At 32.4% G+C, this 24,305-nt stretch carries 27 protein-coding genes; 4 read left to right on the top strand and 23 right to left on the bottom strand.

Annotation, left to right across the window (positions count from 1 at the left end; genetic code table 11):
* Window positions 1-26: 26 nt before the first annotated feature.
* From fabD to M4I21_RS08090, 4 genes are all read right to left on the bottom strand, one after another.
* Window positions 27-911: an ACP S-malonyltransferase gene (gene fabD, locus M4I21_RS08105; protein WP_249558609.1), complete on the bottom strand. Its 885-nt coding sequence runs from the start codon at window positions 909-911 to the stop codon at window positions 27-29.
* A gap of 72 nt (window positions 912-983) precedes the next feature.
* A complete protein-coding gene (locus tag M4I21_RS08100) occupies window positions 984-1,502 on the bottom strand; it encodes a gamma carbonic anhydrase family protein (protein WP_249558608.1) in 519 nt (172 codons plus the stop codon).
* A gap of 22 nt (window positions 1,503-1,524) precedes the next feature.
* Complete coding sequence (locus M4I21_RS08095) at window positions 1,525-2,256, bottom strand: LytR/AlgR family response regulator transcription factor (RefSeq protein WP_249558607.1); 732 nt, start codon at window positions 2,254-2,256, stop codon at window positions 1,525-1,527.
* 30 nt (window positions 2,257-2,286) lie between these two features.
* The gene (locus tag M4I21_RS08090; RefSeq protein WP_249558606.1) at window positions 2,287-4,473 is read right to left on the bottom strand and encodes a tetratricopeptide repeat-containing sensor histidine kinase; all 2,187 of its coding nucleotides are present in this window, start codon (window positions 4,471-4,473) and stop codon (window positions 2,287-2,289) included.
* A 210-nt stretch (window positions 4,474-4,683) separates the two neighbouring features.
* On the opposite strand from M4I21_RS08090, the gene M4I21_RS08085 reads away from it, so the two are divergent.
* Window positions 4,684-5,877 (top strand): vWA domain-containing protein, encoded by a 1,194-nt coding sequence (locus tag M4I21_RS08085; protein WP_249558605.1) that lies wholly within the window; start codon window positions 4,684-4,686, stop codon window positions 5,875-5,877.
* A gap of 70 nt (window positions 5,878-5,947) precedes the next feature.
* Here M4I21_RS08085 and M4I21_RS08080 read toward each other — a convergent pair whose 3' ends face one another.
* On the bottom strand, window positions 5,948-6,973 hold the full coding sequence (locus M4I21_RS08080) for a PorP/SprF family type IX secretion system membrane protein (protein ID WP_249558604.1): 1,026 nt from the start codon (window positions 6,971-6,973) through the stop codon (window positions 5,948-5,950).
* Between the two features lie 117 nt (window positions 6,974-7,090).
* Here M4I21_RS08080 and M4I21_RS08075 point away from each other — a divergent pair, with 117 nt between their 5' ends.
* The 3 genes from M4I21_RS08075 to M4I21_RS08065 all read left to right on the top strand — a co-directional run bounded on the left by M4I21_RS08075 (window position 7,091) and on the right by M4I21_RS08065 (window position 9,397).
* Entirely contained in the window at window positions 7,091-7,993 is a 903-nt protein-coding gene (locus M4I21_RS08075; RefSeq protein WP_249558603.1) for a NifU family protein, read from the top strand.
* Between the two features lie 60 nt (window positions 7,994-8,053).
* Window positions 8,054-8,254, top strand: coding sequence for a dodecin family protein (locus tag M4I21_RS08070; RefSeq protein ID WP_072303444.1), 201 nt, complete (start codon window positions 8,054-8,056; stop codon window positions 8,252-8,254).
* Window positions 8,255-8,575: 321 nt separating this feature from the next.
* Window positions 8,576-9,397: a mechanosensitive ion channel family protein gene (locus M4I21_RS08065; protein ID WP_249558738.1), complete on the top strand. Its 822-nt coding sequence runs from the start codon at window positions 8,576-8,578 to the stop codon at window positions 9,395-9,397.
* Between the two features lie 57 nt (window positions 9,398-9,454).
* Here the strand turns inward: M4I21_RS08065 and tsaB are convergent, their stop codons facing one another.
* The 18 genes from tsaB to gcvH form a co-directional block, all read right to left on the bottom strand.
* On the bottom strand, window positions 9,455-10,138 hold the full coding sequence (gene tsaB, locus M4I21_RS08060) for a tRNA (adenosine(37)-N6)-threonylcarbamoyltransferase complex dimerization subunit type 1 TsaB (RefSeq protein ID WP_249558602.1): 684 nt from the start codon (window positions 10,136-10,138) through the stop codon (window positions 9,455-9,457).
* Window positions 10,139-10,220: 82 nt separating this feature from the next.
* On the bottom strand, window positions 10,221-11,552 hold the full coding sequence (locus tag M4I21_RS08055; protein ID WP_249558601.1) for a TolC family protein: 1,332 nt from the start codon (window positions 11,550-11,552) through the stop codon (window positions 10,221-10,223).
* A 36-nt stretch (window positions 11,553-11,588) separates the two neighbouring features.
* Complete coding sequence (locus M4I21_RS08050) at window positions 11,589-12,722, bottom strand: efflux RND transporter periplasmic adaptor subunit (RefSeq protein WP_249558600.1); 1,134 nt, start codon at window positions 12,720-12,722, stop codon at window positions 11,589-11,591.
* 37 nt (window positions 12,723-12,759) lie between these two features.
* Window positions 12,760-14,022 (bottom strand): ABC transporter permease, encoded by a 1,263-nt coding sequence (locus tag M4I21_RS08045; protein ID WP_072303449.1) that lies wholly within the window; start codon window positions 14,020-14,022, stop codon window positions 12,760-12,762.
* Between the two features lies 1 nt (window position 14,023).
* Window positions 14,024-15,253 carry an ABC transporter permease gene (locus M4I21_RS08040; protein WP_249558599.1) on the bottom strand — a complete coding sequence of 410 codons (1,230 nt, stop codon included), beginning with the start codon at window positions 15,251-15,253 and terminating at the stop codon, window positions 14,024-14,026.
* Window positions 15,246-15,947, bottom strand: coding sequence for an ABC transporter ATP-binding protein (locus M4I21_RS08035; RefSeq protein WP_072303791.1), 702 nt, complete (start codon window positions 15,945-15,947; stop codon window positions 15,246-15,248). Before M4I21_RS08035 ends, M4I21_RS08040 begins: the two co-directional genes overlap by 8 nt.
* A gap of 235 nt (window positions 15,948-16,182) precedes the next feature.
* Complete coding sequence (locus M4I21_RS08030) at window positions 16,183-16,395, bottom strand: CAMCR motif-containing small membrane protein (protein ID WP_249558598.1); 213 nt, start codon at window positions 16,393-16,395, stop codon at window positions 16,183-16,185.
* 11 nt (window positions 16,396-16,406) lie between these two features.
* Complete coding sequence (locus M4I21_RS08025) at window positions 16,407-16,946, bottom strand: DUF420 domain-containing protein (RefSeq protein WP_249558597.1); 540 nt, start codon at window positions 16,944-16,946, stop codon at window positions 16,407-16,409.
* A complete protein-coding gene (locus M4I21_RS08020; RefSeq protein ID WP_249558596.1) occupies window positions 16,939-17,667 on the bottom strand; it encodes an SCO family protein in 729 nt (242 codons plus the stop codon). The genes M4I21_RS08025 and M4I21_RS08020 overlap by 8 nt, the downstream gene beginning before the upstream one ends.
* Before the next feature lie 17 nt (window positions 17,668-17,684).
* The gene (locus M4I21_RS08015; RefSeq protein ID WP_249558595.1) at window positions 17,685-18,314 is read right to left on the bottom strand and encodes a hypothetical protein; all 630 of its coding nucleotides are present in this window, start codon (window positions 18,312-18,314) and stop codon (window positions 17,685-17,687) included.
* A 66-nt stretch (window positions 18,315-18,380) separates the two neighbouring features.
* Window positions 18,381-18,821 carry a cytochrome C oxidase subunit IV family protein gene (locus tag M4I21_RS08010; RefSeq protein ID WP_249558594.1) on the bottom strand — a complete coding sequence of 147 codons (441 nt, stop codon included), beginning with the start codon at window positions 18,819-18,821 and terminating at the stop codon, window positions 18,381-18,383.
* Between the two features lie 48 nt (window positions 18,822-18,869).
* The gene (locus M4I21_RS08005; protein WP_249558593.1) at window positions 18,870-19,850 is read right to left on the bottom strand and encodes a cytochrome c oxidase subunit 3; all 981 of its coding nucleotides are present in this window, start codon (window positions 19,848-19,850) and stop codon (window positions 18,870-18,872) included.
* Between the two features lie 160 nt (window positions 19,851-20,010).
* Window positions 20,011-20,592 carry a cytochrome c oxidase subunit 3 gene (locus tag M4I21_RS08000; RefSeq protein WP_249558592.1) on the bottom strand — a complete coding sequence of 194 codons (582 nt, stop codon included), beginning with the start codon at window positions 20,590-20,592 and terminating at the stop codon, window positions 20,011-20,013.
* A 57-nt stretch (window positions 20,593-20,649) separates the two neighbouring features.
* Window positions 20,650-21,549: a heme o synthase gene (gene cyoE, locus M4I21_RS07995; RefSeq protein WP_249558591.1), complete on the bottom strand. Its 900-nt coding sequence runs from the start codon at window positions 21,547-21,549 to the stop codon at window positions 20,650-20,652.
* A 156-nt stretch (window positions 21,550-21,705) separates the two neighbouring features.
* Window positions 21,706-22,506, bottom strand: a complete 801-nt coding sequence (locus M4I21_RS07990; protein WP_249558590.1) for an energy transducer TonB — start codon at window positions 22,504-22,506, stop codon at window positions 21,706-21,708.
* A gap of 159 nt (window positions 22,507-22,665) precedes the next feature.
* Window positions 22,666-23,388 carry an energy transducer TonB gene (locus M4I21_RS07985; protein ID WP_249558589.1) on the bottom strand — a complete coding sequence of 241 codons (723 nt, stop codon included), beginning with the start codon at window positions 23,386-23,388 and terminating at the stop codon, window positions 22,666-22,668.
* A 61-nt stretch (window positions 23,389-23,449) separates the two neighbouring features.
* Window positions 23,450-23,809, bottom strand: coding sequence for a VanZ family protein (locus tag M4I21_RS07980; protein WP_249558588.1), 360 nt, complete (start codon window positions 23,807-23,809; stop codon window positions 23,450-23,452).
* 25 nt (window positions 23,810-23,834) lie between these two features.
* Complete coding sequence (gcvH, locus tag M4I21_RS07975; protein ID WP_249558587.1) at window positions 23,835-24,215, bottom strand: glycine cleavage system protein GcvH; 381 nt, start codon at window positions 24,213-24,215, stop codon at window positions 23,835-23,837.
* Window positions 24,216-24,305 lie beyond the last annotated feature (90 nt).

The raw sequence follows: 24,305 nt of genomic DNA, 5'->3' as shown, positions 1-24,305 counted from the left end.
ACTATAGTCATTTATTCTTCAAGGATTTAAGATAATACTGCCGATGTAGTTTCTGATTCTTTGTGTATTTTTTTCACCAATCCTTGTAAAACTTTACCTGGACCAACTTCCGTAAATAAAGTTGCACCGTCTGCAACCATATTTTGCACACTTTGTGTCCATTTTACCGGAGCTGTTAATTGTGATATTAAATTCTTTTTAATTTCTTCTGCATTCTGTACAGCCGTGGTTGGTACATTTTGGTAAATAGGACATCTTGGCTCGCTAAACGTAGTATTTTCAATTGCTGCAGCTAATTTCTCTCTTGCTGGCTCCATTAAAGGGGAATGAAATGCTCCTCCTACAGGTAATAACAAAGCTCTCCTTGCTCCTGCTTCTTTCATTTTTTCACAAGCAATAGTAATTGCATCTACATCTCCTGAAATAACTAATTGACCAGGGCAGTTATAATTTGCCGCCACAACAACACCTTCTGTCTCTGCACATATTTTTTCTACAACCGCATCTTCTAATCCTAAAACTGCAGCCATTGTACTAGATTGCATTTCACAGGCTTCTTGCATCGCCATTGCTCTTTGCGACACTAATTTTAATCCGTCTTCAAAAGTTAATGTACCATTCGCTACCAAAGCAGAAAATTCTCCTAACGAGTGCCCAGCAACCATATCTGGCTTAAAAGTATCGCCCATTACTTTACTCATAATTACAGAGTGTAAGTAAATTGCAGGCTGCGTCACTTTTGTTTGTTTTAAATCTTCAGGTGTACCCTCGAACATAATATCAGTGATACGAAAACCTAATATATCGTTTGCTTTTTCAAATAATTCTTGTGCCAAAGGGTACTTCTCATACAAGTCTAACCCCATACCTACAAACTGTGCTCCTTGACCAGGAAATATATATGCATTCATTCTTTTAATTTTTAAATTGATTGACAAAAATAAGTAAAACTTATCTAGAGAACATATTGGTTGCTCTAAAGTTTATTCCTTGTCTTTAAACCAACTAGAATAAGTTACATAATTATCTGCAATACGGTTTACCTCACCCTCACTTAATGCTACACTTATGTCTTTAATTTTTTTTGCCGGCATACCTGCAAAAACAGTTCCAGAAGGTATATGTGTGCCCTTAGTAACTACTGCTCCTGCCGCAATAATACTGTTGCTCTCCACAACACAATCATCCATAACAATACTACCCATACCAATTAATACATTGTCTTTTATGGTGCATCCATGCACTATCGCATTGTGGCCAATAGAAACATTATTACCAATAGTAGTCGGACTTTTTTTATACGTACAATGGATAACTGCGCCATCTTGGACATTTACTTTGTTTCCCATTTTTATATAATGAACATCGCCACGCAATACAGCATTATACCAAACGCTGCATTGACTCCCCATTACTACATCACCAACAATAGTTGCATTTTCTGCTATAAAACAATCTTCTCCTATTTGAGGGGATTTTCCGTTTACTTCTTTAAGTATCATTCTAAAATTGTGTATTTAAATTTTATTCAAAATAAGATAAAAAATCTTTCTTTTTAGAGGCCGAAACCAATAGTTCTTTACCATTATGCAAAACTACGCTACCGCCTTTTCCTTTTTTATATTTTGCTACGGCATTTACGTTTACCAAGTACGACTTGTGTATGCGCGCAAACGGAAAATCTGCCATTGCTTCTTCAAAGTACTTTAGTGTTTTACTCACTAAAATCTTCTTGTTTTCTAAATAAATCTCTGTATAGTTATCATCGGCCTTACAATACAAAATATCAGCTACATTTAATACCTGAAATCCGTCTTGTTGCGGCAAAGTAATTTTACCATTTATCTTATTTGTCTTTGGTTGTAAAATACGATCTTCCAATGCGTTTTCTTTACTTCGAATCTCTACTACATAATCTACTGCTTTAATTAGCTCGTCTATATTAATAGGTTTCATTAAATAATATGCAGCGTGACTATTTAAAGCATCCATAGCATATTGGTTGTATGCAGTAACAAAAACGGTTTCAAAAGTTCTGTCTGGCACCTGATCTAGTAAATCAAAAGCATTACCAAAAGGCATTTCTACATCTAAAAAAATTAAATCTGGTTGGTGCTTTTCAATTAAGGCCAAACCCTCTTTTATAGATGGCGCTTCACCTAACAGATTTACTGCAGGACAATATTTTGTTAAATAGTTGGTTAAAATCTCCCTACTATTAGCTTCATCTTCAACTATAATTGCGTTTAATTTCATTCTCTACTATTTAAAAATAAGCAACTTGTATTAGTCCTTTTTTAAGGTTAATACTACTTTAGTTCCAGAGCCATCTTCATTTAAATCTTGTACAAAAACTGTAACCTTATCTTTATACATACTATTTAAAATAGCGACTCTTTTTTTAATATTTCCCATCCCTTTAGAACGTTGTTTCTTTTGATTTTGGGTTTTTAACTCGGCCGACTTTAATCGACCTATACCATTATCTTCTATGGTTATTTCTATACCCTCTTTATCTTTTTGCTTTAGACTGATGTTTAAAAAACCCAAATCTTCTTTATATCGTAATCCGTGCCAAATAGCATTCTCTATATACGGCTGAAGCAACATTGGGGGTATTTGAAAAGCAGCAACATCTATACTAGGATCTGTTTCTATTTTATAGTTAAACTTATCTGGAAAACGCGAGTGCTCTAGTTTTACATACAACTCTAACAACTCTAACTCTTTTGTAAGCGGAATAAAATCTTCTTCTGAGTTTTCTAGAACAGCTCGCATTAAGGTTGAAAACTCACTTAAAAAACGATTTGCGCTTCGCTCATCGCTCTTAGAAATATAATTATTCACAGAGTTTAATGCATTAAATATAAAATGCGGATTCATCTGTGATCGCAACGATTTTAATGCCAACAGATTATTTGCTAATTTCTGTTGTCTGTTACTTCTGTAAAAGAAAAAAGCAGCAACACCAAACAGTAACATTCCTAAAATTAGAGAGTATATTAAAAGCCGTTGCTTCTTTGTTGTTGTAGTATATAAGTCTTGTTTTGTTTGCGCTAAACTGTATTTACTCTCAGACAACTCCTTGTCTTTCTCTAAACCTGTAATACGATTTTGTTTAGCTGCAATTTGTTTACTTAATCGTTCCGCTCTAGAAATCTCTTGTTCTTTACGCGCATACAAAGTATCTGCTACTGCGGCGTATTTTTTATAGGTTTCTAAAGCTTTAGAATAATCTCCTTTATCATCATAAAGCTCAGATAATTTACGTGTTGCATCTTTTTGTACCACCAAATCATTTTCACTAGCTGCCTCAGATATACTTTCTTCTAAATACGGTATAGCCTCATCTAATTTATCTTGTACAATTAAAGTATTTGCTATTTTATAGTTTATGCGTTGTCTGGTAATAGGTACTTCTATAGCTTCTGTTTTAAGAGTAGCCGACTTTTTTTTGTTGCTATTTAAGAGGTCTATTTCTTTTAGACTCTTTTTACGCAACTCCATTTCCTTGTCGTATAAATTATTTTTACTATAAAAATCTGCTGCTCTTTCTTTAACTTCTAAAGAACGTTGTGGCGCTTCACTTTTTGCAGATTCTAAAGAACTATCAAAATAAGCTTCTGCTTCATCTGTTTGGTTTACATCATCGTAAGTTTCGGCAATTTTGCTATTTAAATCTGTTATTTTAGGAGACACCAATTCCCTTTTAGCAACCTTTAAACCGCTATTATAGCTAGCTACAGCGTTTTTAGCATCTTGCATTGCTTTATAGGCATCACCCAAACCCTCAAACACCTGTATTTTCTGGTAGCTAGATAATTTTTTATGATCCTTTAACTCTAAAAATATTTTCTCGGCATTTTTATATTCTTTATTTAACACATAAGCATTACCTAATAGAATCTTAGTTTTTAAGGTTTCGTAAGTGGTTAGAGATTCATTGTAATTATCTACAGCAAGATCGTACTGTTTATGGTACTGGTAAATTTCACCTAACAAAGAAAAAGAAGCTGCACGCTCTTTATTATTTCCTCTTTTACCCAACTGCTCTAAAGAAATTCTAATGTAATCTATACTCCTACCTATATCTTCCTTTTTATATTGTTTGGCAGAATCCAAGTAAGCTCCGTGCAATTGACTTTTGCTTACTCCTACTTCATCACCATCTAAACCTTCTACTAAAACATCTACATCTTCATCATTAATAATACGATATTCTACGGTTTCTATATCTCTACTTTTAAACAGTAGATAATCTCCTATAACAGCCTTAATTTTATACGAACCAAAAACATCTGTATACACCGTAGCTCCACTAGAAGCAGAAACCTCTACCCCAGTAATTGGATTCCCTTTTACTTTTGTCTTAACTGTGCCTTTGATTGTTAATTCCTTGGCATTGTTAATCTGAGAAAAAGTTATTGCCGTAGTAAACAGCAACAATAACAATATGTATTTTTTTAGCTTCATTCTTACAATTAGATATGGTAAACTTAGTTGTTTTATCTGATTCTAAAAAATGCCAAAAATGAGAAATCACTCTAAAAAACAAAGGTTTTACGCGTCTCACAAACTGCTTTGGTTTGTTTACTCATTCAAAATGACAGTTTACTCATTCCCTATTTCTTATAAAAAACTTTAAAAATACTTTTACCCTGTAACAAATAAAAAATAGATAAAATGAAAAACGCAAAACAGATAGCAAGTATAGGCTTAGTAGCACTTTTTATAGGCAGCTCTTTTAGTTGTGAAGCAAAACCAAAATTAAAAACTACCATAGACCCCGAAACAACTATAATAGCACAAGCGATAACAGACGTTAAAAAACCGGAAAAAAATGTAGTTAAAATTGCACTTTTATTAGATACTAGTAATAGTATGGACGGACTAATTAACCAAGCAAAAGCTCAATTGTGGGATATTGTAAATAAGTTTAGTTATGTAAAATGCGGTAACGAGTCAAGACCAGAATTAGAAATTGCGTTATACGAATATGGCAACAGCAGTTTAGATGCTAAAAACGGTTATATAAGACAGGTCATTAATTTTAGTGGGGACTTGGATGAAATTTCTGAAAAACTATTTTCTTTAACTACAAATGGCGGTGATGAGTATTGCGGCGAAGTGATTAATACCTCCATTAAAGATTTAGATTGGGGTAAAAACCCAGACAATCTAAAGCTCATTTTTATTGCTGGTAACGAACCTTTTAATCAAGGTAAATTAGATTACAAAGATGCTACAGTAAACGCAAAAGAAAAAGGCATTGTAGTAAACACCATCTTCTGTGGTAATTACAACCAAGGTATAAATAGCTATTGGCAAAATGGAGCACAGTTAACAAATGGCGAATATATTGCCATAGACCACAATAAAAGAGTAATACACATAGACACTCCTTATGACGAAGTTATTATTAAGCTAAATAAAAAATTAAATACTACGTATGTGTCTTATGGTAGCTTAGGTAATTCTAAAATGGAATTACAATCTGTACAAGATGAAAAAGCCGCAGAAATGGAAGAAGCTGTTATGGTAAAAAGAGCGGTGAGCAAGAGTTCTAGATTGTATAATAATGCTTCTTGGGATTTAGTTGATGCATCTAAAAACAAAAATTTTAGTGTTTCTAAGATTGATAAAAAACAACTACCAAAAGAACTACAGTCTAAATCTACAAAGGAAATTGAAGAATACATTAAAAACAAAAACCAAGAAAGAGCAACAATACAACAACAAATAAAAGAAGCAAATACAAAGCGTGAAGCTTTTATTGCCAAAAATCAAAAAGAAGGGTCTAAGGGAGAATTAGAAAATGCTATGTTATCTGCAATAGTAAAACAAGCGGCAACTAAAAATTACAGTTGGGATAACTAAGATTCTATTTTTTAAACAAAAAAGCCTGTGATAATTAATTATCACAGGCTTTTTTGTTGTTTTATATTGTCTAGTAATTTACGGCAGGACATTTACAGTCATACCTTCTTTCAGACTGTTGACCAAAATTATATCCTAATGTTAACTGATGAAAACCTCCGTTATCAAACCTAATATCTCCCATTTGATAAGAGTAATTATAAGACACTAAAAAGTTTTTATAATTAGCACCAACAATAGGTGTTACAAGTTGTAATCTTTGTTCTTTAGTATCACCGCTAGTGTTCTGGTACAAAGCACCATCAAAACTACGTCTGTAAGATACGCCACCCCAAAGTGTACCAAAATCCATTTTTCGGTAGACTTTAGCATTCATATCTATAGTTTTTTCTTTTGTAAAATCTGTCATTTGTAACATTACAGAAGGCTCTAGTTGCCAGTCTCCTTTTCCAAAGACATAACCCACAGATACCAAATATCTTCTTAGGTTATCTACAACCGCAACATTAGCAGCATCTGCTCTATCCTTATAATACACATTACGCTTACTATTTAAAACATTTAAAATAGTAGCATGTGCATAGAACTCCATGAAATTATAAGAAGCTCCAATATCCATATTATAATAAGACGAACTTATATTACCGCCCGTTATAATTGGATCGGGTATAACAGAATTAAACTCGCTTTCGTCCAAGTTACTTTGCATCATACCTGCACTAATACCAAAAGAAAGCTGATTTAAATTCTTTAAATCTCTAGAAAAACGCAAATGATGCGCATACGTAAGCTTTAAACCTGTTTGCGAATGGTACCCATTTGCATCATTAAAGATAATAGCTCCAACACCACTTTTTTCATTCAATCTATAATGTCCATTTATCGTTTGTAAATTTGGCGCTTCTTCAACATCAAACCACTGCTTCCTAATAGTTGCTCTAATCTTTCCTCCTTCTCCAATACCTGCCATTGATGGGTGTATTAAGTAGTAGTTATCAGATAAATAATCAAAATAGACAGGTATTCCCTCTTGTGCTGTTAAACTAGAAATACCAAGTAACAAGAAAGAAAACAAGGCTAAGAATGTGTTTTTCATAAATAAGTGCTAAAATCCAAAAGTATTAAATTTATATTAAAACGTTTACAACCATACTATTATTATGTAGCTAGCATTGAATTTGTTTGTACTTTTGTAAAAATTATTTTTTTTAAGATGAAAGAGCACAATATTACTATATATACAACAACAAATCCTGCTATATTAAAGTTTGAAACTAATCACTTTATTACTAAAAATAATAGCTACGAATATAAAAATATTGATGACGCTAAAAACTCTCCTTTAGCACAACAATTATTTTATTTACCATTTATAAAAACAGTTTATATTTCTGGGAATTTTATAGCGCTAGAGCGTTTTGACATAGTTGCTTGGGAAGATGTTAAAGATGAGGTTGCACAGCAGTTAGTAGAATATTTAAACAGCGGAGAAGTTATTGTTCACGAACAAGAAGACCCGCAAAGTGTACCTGCTACTGTTTATGCAGAAAACACGCCTAACCCTGCAGCTATGCGTTTTGTTGCAAATAAATTAATTGTACCAACAATTTTTGAATTTAAAAACAAAGAAGAAGCAAAAGATTCTGAGTTAGCCACAGAGTTATTTAAATTTCCTTTTGTAAAAGAAGTTTTTTTAGATGAAAACTATGTTTCTGTTACTAAAATAGAAGCTGCAGACTGGAACGAGATTACGTTAGAAGTTAGAGAAAGTATACAAGCGTTTTTAACCGAAGGCAAAGAAATAGTTTCTGCCAACAGTATTAGCAAGCAAAAAGAAGAAGCACCAGCTACACAATTACAAGATGAAAACTTAGACGACGTATCTAAACAAATTATAGATATTTTAGAAGAGTACATAAAACCAGCAGTTGCTAGTGATGGTGGCAACATAATGTTTAAGTCTTATGACGAAAGCACAAAAACTGTAAACGTTGTCTTACAAGGCGCTTGTAGCGGTTGTCCTTCATCTACTTTTACCCTTAAGAACGGTATAGAAAATACACTAAAAAACTTAATGGGCGATAAAATAAATGAAGTTGTTGCCCTAAATGGTTAAAAATGTTTTAATTACAAATAATTTTTGCTATTTTTATAGAAACCTATAACACTAATAATTATGGCAATTTTAAAAGTAATTGAAGTATTAGCTAACTCTGATAAGAGTTGGGAAGACGCAACAAAAAAAGCTGTTGCACAAGCCGCTAAGTCTGTAAAAAACATTAAATCTGTTTACGTACAAGAACAAAGCGCAATTGTAAAGGATGGTGAGGTATCAGAATTTAGAGTAAATGTTAAAATTACCTTTGAAATTAAGTAACATTTAAACTACACAAATAACAGTTTTAATTAGCGCCTTTTTAAGGCGCTTTTTTTATGCAAAAAAACTGATATTAAAAATAGTAGTAAAAACATCACAAAAGACACCTAACACAAAGCTCTTTAAAAGCTTTTCCAGTCTTAAAATTGATTTTAAACACAACTATAGCCAACCAGACCTATAAGTAAACCTAACCAACCTTAAAACAATCACAGAAGAGCTTAAATAGTAGCAAAGAAAGAATAGGCAATATAATGTTAAACCCTATTTGTTTTGCTGTTTTTTTTCTTTGCTTTGCATAAAACAAAAAGATATATGAAGATGGACATCTTAACAGATTACGAAGAGTACGCAGAAAAGTTTATAGGAAAATTTTGGGATTTTTTACCAGACCTAATAGCCGCAGCGTTAATATTACTTGTTGGTCTTTGGGTTACCAAGTTTATTAATAAAATGGTAACAAAATTCTTTCAAGTAAAAGAATACGACCCAACCTTAGAATCCTTTTTACAAAGCTTTATAAAAATAGCACTTAAAGTAGTTTTGTTTGTTTTGGTTATTACACAGCTTGGTGTACAGTCATCATCATTAGTTGCAATAATTGGTGCCGCAGGTTTGGCTATTGGTTTAGCGCTACAAGGTTCTTTAGCAAATTTTGCTGGTGGTGTATTAATTTTACTATTTAAACCTTTTAAAGTAGGTGATTTTATTACCGCCCAAGGTGTAGATGGTACCGTAAAAGAAATATCAATATTTACAACAAAGCTAACTACTTTTGGAAACCAGATTGCTATTATTCCTAACGGACAATTATCTAACAATAACATAGTAAATTACAATATAGAAAAAACAAGAAGAGATAAAATTACTGTTGGTATTGGATACGGCTCTAACATAAAAGTAGCTAAAGATATTCTGCTTCAAATTTGCAACGAAAAAGAAACAATACTAAAAGATCCTATGCCAGAAGTTTATGTTGGCGAACTTGGAGATAGCTCTGTAAACTTATCATTGCGTTTTTGGGCTAAAAATGAAGATTTTTGGGCAGCACACTTTTACGTTTTAGAAGAATTGAAACTTAGGTTTGATGACAATGATATTGAAATACCTTTTCCACAGCGTGTTATGCACAATACGAAATAGTATTTAAATTAAAAACACGAAACATAAAGCCTCATTTAATTGAAAAATTAGATGAGGTTATTTTTTTGATTTTGGTTTCTGAATCATAAAATCTTTTAGATAATAAGGTTCAAAATAAGCTACATCTTCAAAATTTGAAACCTGAAACTTTGCAAAAGATAATGCACACATTTCTTTAGCGGAAGGTACAGCATCTAAAATATACGCTGTATTTTTAGCTCGTATAGTATCTTTAATTTTTTCAGCTCCAGAACCTACAAAGTAAATCTTACTAAATTTATTTAATACATCTTCATAAGAAGTTTCATCTATTATTTTAGCTTCTGTTTCTATAGTCTGATCAAAATTCGAATTAAAAACAGCCGAATATACTTCCATTCGTCTAGCATCTAAGACCGCTACAATAGCTTCTTCTTTATTTGGTGTTATTTGATGTGCTAAACTATTTAATGTAGCTACAGCTATTAATGGCACATCTAAAGAAAAACAAAGGCCTTTAGCAGCAGAAACTCCAATTCTTAATCCCGTATAAGACCCAGGACCTTTACTTACCGCAATTGCATTTAAATCTGCCAAAGTTAACGACGCCATTTCCAAAACTTCAGTTATAAAAATATGCAACTGTTCTGCATGTGAAAAACTAGCACTATTGTACTCTTTTAACCCTAACATTTCTCCTTCTTTAGCGACACTTACAGAGCAGTTAGTGGTAGCCGTTTCTATATTTAAGATAATTGCCATAGCCTACAAAGATACAAGTTATAACATAAAAAAAGTCCATTAAACATATAGCTTAATGGACTTTTAAAATTATGTATTATGTTTACTCCAGGGTAACTGGTATACCAAAGTAAATTTCTAATATTTTAATTCTAAAAATGTAATTGTATTTTGCATTTACTACGTCTACTGCAGCATTGTCTAATCTAGATTGCGACTGACTAAAATCAAAAGCATTCATAAGACCTACATCAAAACGCTCTTTAGCAAAATCGTACGCTTGCTTTCTAGCATCATATGTTTTTTGTGTTGCCTCATATCTTTTTCCGAAAGATCTGACATCTAAATAAGCCTGATTTACCCTTGACTCTAACGCTAACTTTTCTTGTTCTGCTTGTAATTTTGTTTGTTCTAAATTAAGCTTAGACCTTCTAATATTGTTACGCACACTAAAGCCATTAAATACTGGCACACTTAAACTCATACCATAACCAATACCATCATTCTCTGCCAACTGATCTGTAAAACTAGCATTCGTAATTTTCTTCACAAAACTAGAGTAACTCGTGTTATAACCTATAGAAGCACTTAAACTAGGGTATAATGCGCCTTTTGCTATTTTAACATCTTTCTCTGCAATATCTATATTAGTTTCTGCCAACTTAATATCACCTCTAATTGTAAGTGCCTTATCATACACCTCTTTAGCAGAATAGTTATATATTTCTGATGGTGGCACCTCGTATGTATCTTCAGCAATATCAAAATTTTGATAATCTGTTATTTGCAATAACTGCGCTAAAAACAAACGTTTAAGCAATATGTTATTTTCGCCATTTACAGTTTGCTGATCGTAGTCTGCCATTGTAGCTTCTAACTCCAGTAAATCCCCTTTTGGCACAGTACCAGCTTCCACTAACATTTTAGTACGTTCGTAATCTTTGCTAGCTATCTCTGCTTGTAACTTTACAACTTTTAAAGACTCCTTATTTGCTAATATATCTAAATATGCATTTGCTACATTGAGCACTATATTATCCTTAATGCCATCTAACCTATACTGACTAGCTATACTATTAAGCTTCGCTTTATTAAAACGATGTATGTTACGCAAGCCATCAAAAAGAGTAACACCAGAAGAAACGCCTCCATTTAAAGAGAAAAAAGTTCCAGAAACCCTTTGATTGGTAGTCTGGTCAAAACCAGAACCTTTACTCCAAGAACCATTAGTAGACGCATTTAAACTTGGCAAAAAGGCTCCAAAAGCATCTGACTCTCCTAATTTTGTACTTTCTAATTGTATCTCTAACTGCTCTACATCTATATTATTCTCTAAAGCATAATTTATACACTCCTCAATACTCCATCTTTTTTCTTGAGCAGTAGTTAGCCCAACAACAAATAGAAGTAACACTATTGATATTTTAAATTTCATATGTATTGTATTGATGATTTTAGTTTTTATGTACGACTACTCTTCCGTAGTTTTTTCGTCATCATCACCTTTTTTAATAGGCTCTGTCTTATTCCAAATTTTAACAGCATCTTCTTCTGTTATACCTGAAAGAATCTCAACATTAACACCATCAGAAATACCTATTTTAACTTCTCTACGTTCAAATTTTTGATCTCCAATTGCGACCTGTACGAAAGGTTTATCAGTGTTTTTATCAAATTGTAATAAAGCCTCTGGCAAAACCAAAATATCATCCTTCTTTTCTAAAATAAAAGATGCATTTGCACTATAACCAGCACGTATCATTACGCTATCATCTATAACTACTTCACCTTCAATTTTAAATTGTACAGCTCCAGTTTCTTCAACTCCTTTTGGTGCAATAAATCTAAGTTTAGCATCAAACTCTTTATCATCTACAGCTCCTAAACTAACCTTTAATGGCATACCAACTTTAAGTTTACCAACTTCTCCCTCATCAACTTTACCCTCAAAAATCATTTTTTTAAGATCGGCAATAGATGCTATAGTTGTACCATCGTTAAAGTTATTACTTTCAATTACCTGATCACCTTCTTCTACAGGAATCTCTAGAATTGTACCACTTACAGTTGCTCTAATGTTTGTATTTGCACTAGAAGAACCACCTGCAGAACCTTTTCTTATAATTTGATAATCTGATTGTGCATTGGATACATCTTGTCTTGCTTGGTCGTATCTTAATTTTATATTATCATAATCTTGTTTAGAAATTACGTCTTTTTCAAACAAAGATTTATTTCTTTCGAACTCTAACTTTACATTATTTAAACCTAACTGAGCAGTTTTTACTCTACCACTAGCTTGGTTTAAAGATTGCTCGTTAGGAACAACTTTAATTACCGCTATTAAATCGCCAGATTTAACTTCTACACCTTCTTCTAGATATATTTTTTCTATAATACCAGAAATCTGAGGCTTAATCTCTACTTCCTCTTCTGGAACAACCTTACCTGTTGCAACAGATTTTTTTTCTATACTAGCAATAAATGGCTTTTGTGTTTCATAAGAAATTGAAGACTTACTATTTGTTTTAATAAAGAAGGCAGCCGCCCACAATACAGCCAATACAGCTACTGCTATTAGTATATATTTTAGCACTTTATTCATTTTGATTGATTTAGTTATATTTAGTTTATGATTTTTTTTACTCTTCTCTTAATGCATCTATTGGTTTAATACTTACTGCTCTTTGCGCAGGTATTAATCCTATTAGTGTTCCTAAAAACACCATAATACCCAATGCACCTAACACATAAGATATTGGCAGGGTTGGGTTGGTGTACGGCATATCTGTATCTTGCGTGGCGGCATCTATACCATACAATACTAATGCTCCTAATACAATACCCATAATACCAGAAATAACTGTTAAAAAAACAGATTCTAATATAATTAAGTTACGCACTTCTTTTGGCGTTGCTCCCAATGCACGTCTAATTCCCAATTCTTTAGTACGCTCTTTAACTGATATTAGTAAGATGTTCCCAATACTAATTACACCTGCTAAAATTGTTGCAATACCTACTATAAGTGATAAAAACGTAAGTCCCTTTGCAAAACCAGTAATTCTATTAAATATTTCTCCTAAGTTAAAGGCTCCAATAGCTCTTTCATCCTCAGGATTAACATTATGTATGCTTTTTAAAACAGCCTTAACATCCTTTTCTGCTTGTATAACATCTGCGTCATCATAAGCAGCAATAGTAAGCCAATCTACATTTTCTCCAGTATTGTATAATTTTTTATAAGTTGAATATGGTATGTACATATCTGTATCGCTTTCAAAACCACCACCAGGAACAAATTTATGCACTCCTACTATTTGAAAATAAATATTATCTACTCTAATAAATTCCCCTATTGGATTTTCATCTTCTTCAAAAATTTCTTTTTGTGTACGCTCCCCAATAACCACAACCTTTCTTGCCTGTTCTATATCTTCATCGTTTATAAAACGACCTCCATCATATATTTTTTTAGTTGCTATTTTAGTGTAGATCGGAAAATCTCCATACACTGGTGCATTGCCCGTTTTTTGACCTCTTACTACAGCAGCTTGACTACCACCAAAAACACCTTTTGCATTTCTTGGCGCTATATATTGTATCTCAGGGATTCTATTTTTTAATGTATTTACATCTGACAATTTAAGTTGTAAAGAACGACCTGTCTTATACCCTTCATATGGCATACTTGTACTTTGAGCCCATACAAACATACTGTTCATTGCTGTACTCTCAAAAGCACGTTCAAATCCATTATCTAAGCCTTTTGCTGCACCCGCAAGGGCTATATAAATAAATATACCCCACAATACACCTATTACAGTTATTGCTGTTCTGGTTTTATTTTTTCCGATAGAACCAAAAATTTCTTGCCAAGTATTACTACTAAATATAAATTTCATACTATTCGTCTCTTAATGCTACAATTGGTTTAATCTTGGCAGCTTTTCTAGCTGGCACATATCCTGCAAGTGCTCCACATATAATTAATAATATAGTTGCAAAAACTGCAATACCGGTATCAATATATGGGTCGGTTATAAAATAATCTTCTAAGGTATCTCCCATAGCATTTAACAATACCGTACCGAGCAACATTCCTATAAAACCAGAAATTGTGGTTATAAAAATAGATTCTAATAAAATAGTGCTTATTACAGATTTTGGAGTTGCTCCTAACGCTTTACGTATTCCTAACTCTTTGGTACGCTCTTTAACCACAAAAACCATAATATTACTAATACCAATAATCCCTGCTATGATAGTACCAAATGCAACAAAAGAAACTATTAATTGTAATACACTTGCCAATTGCTGATTCTGCTTTAACTGATCCGCAATGTTTCTTATAAAAATTCCGTTTTCATCATTAGGATTGATAAACTTTTTACTCTTTAGGTATTTTTCTAAACTACGCTCTAAAGACATTGCCCCAGAATAGCCTATCTGTGGCTTAAAGCCTAAAACCATCTGATCTATTTTATCTGTATTTTTCTCTATAAGTTGTCTTGTGGTGTAGGGAATATAAATTTTTCGTTCTTCATTATCTCCGCCATCATCCTGAAAAACGCCAATAACCTTAAAAGAACTACCTCCAATATCTATATATTTACCAAGAGCATCCTCATCCTTAAACAAATCTCGTTCTACCAGTCTACCAATAACAGCATATTTGGTTTTATCTTTTAAATCTTGATCGTTAATATATCTCCCTTTCATCATTATAGTCTTCTCACTGTATTGATGAGAAGGGGCAACACCCATATTACCATAATTGTTAGATTCGTTTTTATACTTTACAAGACCATTTCTGCTAATTCTAGGTGTTATATAGTCTACAAACATTGCAAAGTTTTTTTCAATGTCCGCTAGATCATCATTATCAAACTCAATTTGTCTGTTTGCCTTATAACCAGAATATGGCACAGAGGTTCTACCTGGAAAAATAAAAAATACATTGGTGGCATCATCACCAAAAAATTTAGCGAACGTATTTGTTAATCCGTTACCAAAACCATAGAGTACTACAAAAATGAAGATACCTATAGCTACAGTAAAACCAGATAAAAATGTTCTAAGTTTATTTTTCTGAATGGTTTCAAAAATCTCTTTCCAAGCGTCTCTACTAAACATATTGCGAAGCTCTTACTTGGTCCACTATTTTATCTTCTACTATTACACCATCTTTTAAATGCACAATACGCTTACACATATCTGCAATATCTGGTTCGTGAGTAACAATTAAGATAGTGTTCCCTGCGTCATTAATCTTTTGAATAAGATCCATAACCTCGTAAGATGTTTTACTATCTAAAGCACCAGTAGGCTCATCTGCCATTAAAACTTTTGGTTCTGCAGCCAAAGCTCTTGCAATTGCAACACGCTGTTTTTGTCCACCAGAAAGCTCGCTAGGCAAGTGACCTGCCCATTGCTTTAAACCTACTTGTTCTAAATATTTGAGTGCTTTTTCTTGACGTTCTTTTCTTCCAACGCCTTGGTAGTATAAAGGAAGTGCTACATTTTCTGCTGCACTTTTATAATTGATAAGATTGAATGATTGAAAAATAAATCCTAAAAATTTATTTCTATATTTTGCCGCTTTTGTTTCGTTAAGATCAACGATTGGCACACCATCTAGCGTGTAAGATCCTTCATCTAAAACATCTAACATTCCTAAGATATTTAGAAGTGTAGATTTTCCAGATCCAGAAGAACCCATTATGGCAACAAGTTCTCCCTCTTTTACATTAAAATTTATACCTTTTAAAACATGTAACGAATTGTTACCCATTTTATAAGACTTATGAAGGTCTTTAATTTCTATCATTGGTGTTCGTTTTTTTGGCTATGCACGTTTGTACAACTGTAAGACTACCCAACTTATATTTAGTTACAATTAAAATGTGAAAAAAATGTTAAAATTAAGAAACAACCTGATCAAACATCTTAAATAATTACAATTAACAAGTAATTAAGAAGGCAATAAAATACAGTAACATACTACTAATGAAACACTAAGAAACTAATTTTAATAGTAAACCAATGCTAAAACAATGTTAAAACTAAGCTTTCATTTTTCTATAAACAAAGTAAAATAAAACTCCAACTAAAACATAAGGTACTGCCATCAGGTATTTTATACCATTGTTTACTCCTTGTGCTACAGCAACATTACCCTCGCTCTCTAAAACGGCTCTACACATTGCACATTGTGCCTCTGATACTTGTGGCACTAGGAGTGCAGCTACAAACACTAAAAAGAATAGTTTTTTCATTACAATTAAATTTAAACGTAATACGGAGATATCATTACATAAACCACAACACCCGTTACAGCAACATAAAGCCATATAGGGAATGTTATTTTAGCTAATTTTCTATGCGCATCATATTGCTTTAAATATGCTTTAGCGTAGGTTTTCATAACTAATGGAATTATTATAATAGATAATATTATATGCGTTATTAAGATAAACAAATAAATATATTTAACAACACCCTCGCCACCAAACGATGTAGATTCAGATGTCATATGATAAGCAATATACATTACTAAAAAAGCCAGTGAAAACACGATACAGCTCGTCATTAAATTTTGATGTAATTTTTGCTTACCGTTTTTTATAGCCAAAACTGCTGCAATTAAAAACACCGCAGTTAAACCATTAACAGATGCGTAAATTGGAGGTAAAAAAGACAAAGGCTCTGCGTCAGGTATTTTATAACCAAATAAAAGAGCTACAACCACCGGTACAATAATAGAGACAACTGTAATTATCTTATTAAATCTTTTCTCTTTAGAGTTTAAATGATCAACGTTACTCATTCAACAATTTTTTAATATCCTCTTTTAATATACCAATTTGTTCTTTTTCGCCTTCATCATTAGCCCCTTCTTCCTCAGAGATTGTTCCCCTATAGTAGATAATAGGGTTTCCAAACTCATCTACCCTTGAACGTATAAATCCTCTTTTATCTACCAAAGCAAATAAACCAGAATGCTCAAAACCTCCAGGCACACTAGAATTTTCTTGTGCAAATATATTAAAACCTTTGTTTGCTAATTCGTATATCTCATCCCTATCACCGGTCATTAAATGCCAATCTAAATTAGTTATACCATTGGCCTCTGAATATGTTTTTAACTTTGTTGGTGTATCATGTTCTGGATCTATAGAGAAAGAAGCAATACCAAAATTTTCCAACCCTTTAAAATCGTTCTGTATTTGAACTAAATTTTTTGTCATTATAGGACAAATAGAAGGGCAAGAAGTAAAGAAGAATTCGACAATATAAACTTTACCTAAGTAATCTCTATTAGACACCACCAAGCTATCCTGATTAATAAATGTAAAATCTGGAACTCTTTTTTTATTGCCGTCAATTTCTACATAAGCCAAATTACCTTTATTATCCTTCTTGTTCATACGGTCATTTTCCACAACCTGGCCACTATTTATTCTATCAATAATCTTTGGTATAAAAATTATTCCAAAAACTAATATTATAAACGAAATCCAGATGTAGTTGTAATTATTCTTTTTCATAAAAATAGAGTTTAGTTCTACTTACGCTCCGCGTTATTTTTCTTTAAAGCCATACGGTATTCTGCTAAAATAATTTTAACATCATCCACCATCTTATTATTAAGCTCTGCCACAGAAACAGTATTAAAACCATATTTAGTGCCTTCATCCTCATCATCTCTTCTACCACGCAGACTTAAATCTTTATCTATAATAAACACATAAGGCGTACTTAAATCGTCCTTTAAGGTAATATCCGTTTTTAGTTGACCGTAGAAAGATTGAATCTGATCTTTATCACCATAAACAAACTTCCAATTCTTAATATCTGCTAAAACAGCTAGTTGTTTTTTTAATTCTTCAACCTCTTGTTCTTGTCCCTTACCAACAACCATTACAAATTGAAAATCTTTGAACTCAAAAAAGTGTTTGTATATTTTCTGATTTAAATTAAATGCCGTCCCTTTTTGCTGGTCTACATTAGTACCTAAAAAACCAAGAATAGTTATTTTGTTTTTAAGCTGGGTTTCTGTAGCAAAACCAGTTAGCTCCCCCACCTTAGAAGTAAGTACTGGGAGCCTACCAAATTCGTGAATTCCCGAAGCAAAAAATAGATAAGCAAGAATTGGTAGTATAAATAAAACTACCATTACAAATGTTTTTTTCATAATAGTACAAAAATAAAAAAGACGGCTTAAAAACCGTCTTTATATATTGTTAAATGATGCATAATATTAGAAGTTCCACTTAACGAAACCACTATGGTAAATATCAAAAATATAACTTCCTTCAGTTAATAGAATAAATACTATGTAACTAATTAAAAATACTGGAATCCAAACAATAGCTCTACGAAATCCTTTTTTCTCATCACGTAAGTGCATAAAGTCCCAAGCAATGTAATATGCTTTTACTAAAGTTAATACTATAAATATTAAGTTTAGGGGTTTTAAGTAAATAAACGGAGATAATAAAAAATTCATTGTAGAACCTAATAAACCAGGCTCAAAAGCAGAAATTAATGGTTTCATTAAAATTGATGGTTTATAAATACCTAAAATAACTTCTACTAAAGTTACTAATGATAAGAATATTAAAACGCCCCAAATTTTCTGGATGTTATCCTTAAACTTTAATCTTCCTCTAAAAATCGCTAATTTATGTTCGTGTGCCATTTTATACTATATTATTATACGTAATGTAATTTTTTTTTAAAACTGCTATTATACCAAGTAAAAGAAGGTAAATACAAATACCCAAACTAAATCTACAAAGTGCCAATAAAGACCTACTTTTTCCACCATTTCATAATGTTTTCTACGTTCGTAAGTACCTATAATAACATTAAAGAAAACAATAACATTTAAAAGTACTCCAGTAAAAACGTGAAAACCGTGAAAACCTGTAATAAAGAAAAAGAAATCTGCAAACAATCTGCTTCCGTACTCATTGTGTATAAGGTTTGCTCCTTCTACAACGTATTTAGAACCAGCTAATCTTTTTAAAGACTCATCTCTAGTTAAAACTATTTTATGCCCGTCTTCATTAATATTTTCTACTCTAACTAAAATATTAGAATCTGCCTTAAAACCAGTTACAACTTCATTAACAGAATATGCTGGCAATGTGCTTTCGCCAAAGAACCAAACACCTTTATTATTTGTATGGTCTACTCTTTCTTCATGTAAGGGCGTAGCAAAATCTCTAATCGCTGCTCTTTCGCCTGTATCTGCTTTAACAAACTGTAGTATTCTACCACCTTTTGTTTCAATAGCTCCAAAATCTCCTTTAATAAAAGTAGCCCATTCCCAAGCTTGTGAGCTTAAGAAAATAATACCACCTATTACTGTAAAGAACATATACCATACAACTCTATTTTTCTGTAATTTATGACCTGCGTCTACAGCTAGCACCATAGTTACAGAAGACATAATTAAGATAAATGTCATTATTGCAACATAAATCATTGGATAGTTACCATGAAACAGAGGTACGTGTGTAAAAACTTCATCTGCAATAGGCCAGCTATCTGCAAATTTAAATCTAGAAAATCCGTAAGATGCTATAAAGCCTGAAAAAGTTAATGCATCAGAAACGATGAAAAACCACATCATCATTTTACCATAGCTAGCGCCTAAAGGTTTATTTTTACTTCCTCCGCTCCAAACACTTTCTGCTGTACCTGTTGTTACCGTAGTATCCATATACAATTTAAAATTTATAAACTAAGAACGCTTAACTACGTTCTATTATTTCTTAAAACACCTAAACAAACCTATTAGTTTAAATAGATTCCGCAAATTTACATTTTTTTCGGCTATTCAAAAACCAAAATTTAACCGAAATTAACTTTATTTCTATTTATTATCGATATAAATAGAAGAATAGGATTAAATAAACCCATAACAAATCCAAGAAATGCCAAAAAGTAGCACCTATTTCCAATCCGTTTACCTCTGATGACGAGTACTTACCTTTCATCTGATTTACAATAACAACAATTAAAGAAATAAGCCCTGCTAATACGTGAGCAACGTGCACTACAGCAATTAAAAAGATATAAGACATTGTTATACTACTTGTTGGGCCCGTAAAATAAAAACCATTTCCTATTAATTGCGAGAAACCAACAAATTGTAAAAATATAAAAGCAACACCCAAAACCAATGTCACCCATAAATAAGTGCTTGCCATTGATTTTTTATCTTTTTTAGTAGCTTGTACAGCTAAAAAATAAGTAACACTACTTACAACAATAATTAAAGTACTCCAGAAAAATGCCGATGGCAGATCAAAATCTTTTAACCAATCTTCTCTAGAACTACTTACAATATATGCGCTTGTCCAACCTGCAAATGCCATTATTAAACTAACGATACCAAACCAAAGCATCATTTTTTTAGCATTGTCCGACTTTTCCTTATCTGATCTCTGAGTTAAATCCATTTAGTAAACACTTATTAATATTAAAAAGGCAAATTAAATTATTGCCCATACATTTAATTACACAAACTTATCTACAACATACACAATCTGCATTAGCGTAATATAAGTAACACTTGCCAACATTAATTTTTTTGCAGAGGCATTGTCTCTATTATCAAACAAACGAAAGGCAAAAAACAACATTGCACCACCCATTAAAAAGACCAACACAGCTGCTACTACGGATAACTGCAATGCACCTGTAATACCAAAGGCTGGCACAACAGAAACAACGATCATCCATATTGTATACATTATAATCTGCACAATAGTTCCTTTATCTTTTTTCCCAGTTGGTAGCATTTTAAATCCTCCTTTTTTGTAATCTTCATCTAACATCCAAGCTAAAGCCCAGAAGTGAGGAAATTGCCAAAAAAACTGAATCATAAATAATGTTCCTGGTTCTATTCCAAATTCATTTGTTGCAGCAACCCAACCTAACATAAAAGGTATGGCGCCCGGAAAAGCACCAACAAAAACAGCTAGTGGTGTCTTTGTTTTTAAAGGCGTATAAACACAAGTGTATAAGAAAATAGATATAGCTCCAAACATTGCTGTTTTGGGATTTATAACATATAGAGAAACTAAACCAGCTAAAGTCATAACCACTGCTACAATTGAAGCAGTAGTAACTGTCATTCTTCCGGCAGGTATTGGCCTATTTTTTGTTCGATCCATTAAAGCGTCTAGATCTTTTTCTATTATTTGATTAAATGCATTTGACGCACCTACCATACAATATCCACCAAAAGCCAAAAGTAGCAGAACTACAAAATCTATATTATCTGCGCCTAAAAAATAACCAGCTATAGAAGAAAAAACTACACTAACAGCTAGTCTCGCCTTTGTTATTTCTTTAAAGTCTGTAAATGCCGAAACATCTGTAGCTTCTTTTACTGTACCAACCGCAGTTTTCATCCTCAATTTTTATGGATTGCAAAGATATAACCTAATTGATTTCTTTACAACCAATTAAGAAGGTTTATCTTCTTAATCTACATCACTGATATAAAACAAGAAAGAGCCTGTTAGCAAGGAGACTAACAGGCTCTTTTTATTGGCATTGTATTTATATTATTGCAACTTAAAATTTATTGGAATAGAATATGGTACTACAACCTTACTATTACCTTGCTTTCCTGGAGTCATTTGCGGTAGCTTAGCTATAATACGCTGAGCTTCTTTTTCTAGTATTTTAGACGGACCTCTCATTTGCACGTCTTTTACAATACCGTCTGTACCAATTTTAAACATTACACTTACTTTACCCTGTTCACGCATTTCTATAGCTGCATCTGGATACCTAAAGTAGCGTTTAACATGTTTTTGCATTTTTTCATTAAAACAATCCTTTCTTTTATTCTTAGCCACCTTCTCGCAGCCTGGGAAAATTGGAACCTCCTCCACTACATCTAAAGGAATAACAGGCTCTTCTATTATTTTTGCATCTACAACGCTACCTACATCAATTGGCTCATCTGGACTAGCCTCTGTGTCTTTTATAATTTCTGTAATTAGTAACTTTGTATCATCAGGAGCAATTTTGATTTTATCTGGATTAATAATGGCTTTAGCTAAAATTTTCTCCTTAGGCTTATTTTCTTCAACCTTAAAATTATCTAGATCAGGATGATACTCTACCAGCTCTACCTCTGTTTCAGAAGGAGTAAATGACTCCTCCTCTACAAAAGCATAAGACGATTCTAGTGCCAAGTACACAAGACCCATTGCAACAACCAAACCTATTTGAAAGTTCAAGAAGCTGTTTTTTCGTAGATTTGCATCATGCTTACTCTTTTTAGGGCTAGCATTGGCCAGCGCTCTGTTATTTCCATTGCCGTGGAAATCAACAGAATTTTCTGTGTTTGTTTTCATAATACTATTTTTTATTTGTTATAGTTATGTTAAAACACAAGAAGCGTACCAAAAGCCCCAAGCAAATGCTTGGGGCTTATTTTTTTTCTTAAAAAATGACATAAAAAAAATCCGAACCTAAATGGTTCGGATTTTTATATTCTTAAAAGCTAATATTGCTTATTGTAATCTAAATGTAATAGGTAAGCTAAATGGAACACGTACAGCTCTACCTCTTTGTTTACCTGGAGTCATCTTAGGAAGTTTACCAATAATTCTAGCAGCTTCTTTCTCTAAGTTTTTATCCGGTCCACGCATTTGAACTTGACCAATAGAACCGTCTTTTTGAATTACAAAACGAACACTTACTCTACCTTGAATACCCATTTCTTGAGCAATTTCAGGATATTGGAAGTTTTTTCTAATGTGTTTGTTCATTTTTTCATTAAAACAATCTCTTAAAGCCTTAGCTCCTTTACTCTTTTCTTTTTCACATCCTGGGAAAATTGGAACATCTTCAATTACAGAAAAAGGTACATCTACATCTAAATCTACTTCTTCCTCTACAACATCATTTACTTCAATTACCTCAGTATCTTCATCAGATTCAGTATCATCTATAACAGACTCCTCTATCTCTACATCATCTTCTACAACAGCAATTTCTTCTGGAGCTGCTGGTGGTGGTGGTGGAGGTGGTGGAGTTTTAATTTGTTCTGTCATTGGAACTTCCTCATCTAGCATATCATCCACATTTTGTGTTATATCATATGCATTATCTTTGTCGTACTTTTTGTACTCTAGTGCCTGCCAAACAAAGAACATAACAACTGCAAGTCCTATTGCAAAATAAAGACCGCTGTTTGTTGTTAAGTCAGCTTTTGGATTTTTCTTTGGTTCCATAGGTTTTAATTTAGTGTTCGCTAATTTAAATAAATATTATCTAAATAAACAATTAATTTTTTCATTTTAATCTACTTTCTCTTAAAAAAAACGTTTTTGCTGTAAATAGACCTGTTAAAACACCAATTGTGTTGGCTACAAAATCTAAAAACTCACCGCTTCTTGTAACAGTAAATCTATCTTGTAAGACTTCAATAAGTATGCCATACCCAATTAAAAAGAAAGCTAAATACCATAAAGCAAGAGTTTTACCTTTATTAACTACAAAAAACTCCTTTAAAGAAAGAGTTCCTAACACAGCTGCAACGCTATAAAAAGTAAAATGCACTAATTTATCTAGGTTTGGTATTTTAACAGAAGGAAGATCTGTATTGCTAAAAGAAAATAAGCTGAGTAATGTTATAAACACTACCCAGCTCACAAATAATATGGTAAAAATTGGCTTCTTAACCACCAATTAACTCTTTATAATCTACATCACTCATTAATTCTTCAACCTGAGTAGCATCACTTAATTTAATTTTTATCATCCAACCATCTCCATAAGGATCTGTATTTACCTTTTCTGGCTCATCTTCTAAAGACTCATTAAATTCTATTATTTCTCCTGATAAAGGTAAAAATAAATCTGAAACAGTTTTTACAGCTTCAACAGTACCAAAAACCTCATCTTTATCTAAGGTCTCATCCAATGTTTCTACTTCAACATAAACTATGTCTCCTAATTCTCCTTGAGCAAAATCAGTAATCCCAACAGTAGCAATATCGCCATCTATTTTAACCCACTCGTGATCTTTAGTATACTTTAATTCTGATGGTATGTTCATTTTAGTATTATTTTAATTAATGCCGCAAATGTAACTGATAAAATATGATTTGAAAATTATTTAATTTGAAAAATTACGTTATTCTCAACT

Source organism: Cellulophaga sp. 20_2_10 (assembly GCF_023476645.1).
In the GTDB taxonomy this organism is placed as follows: domain Bacteria; phylum Bacteroidota; class Bacteroidia; order Flavobacteriales; family Flavobacteriaceae; genus Cellulophaga.
The sequence above is the reverse complement of the archived record's forward strand: the minus strand, read 5'-3'. Positions and strand labels throughout refer to the sequence as shown.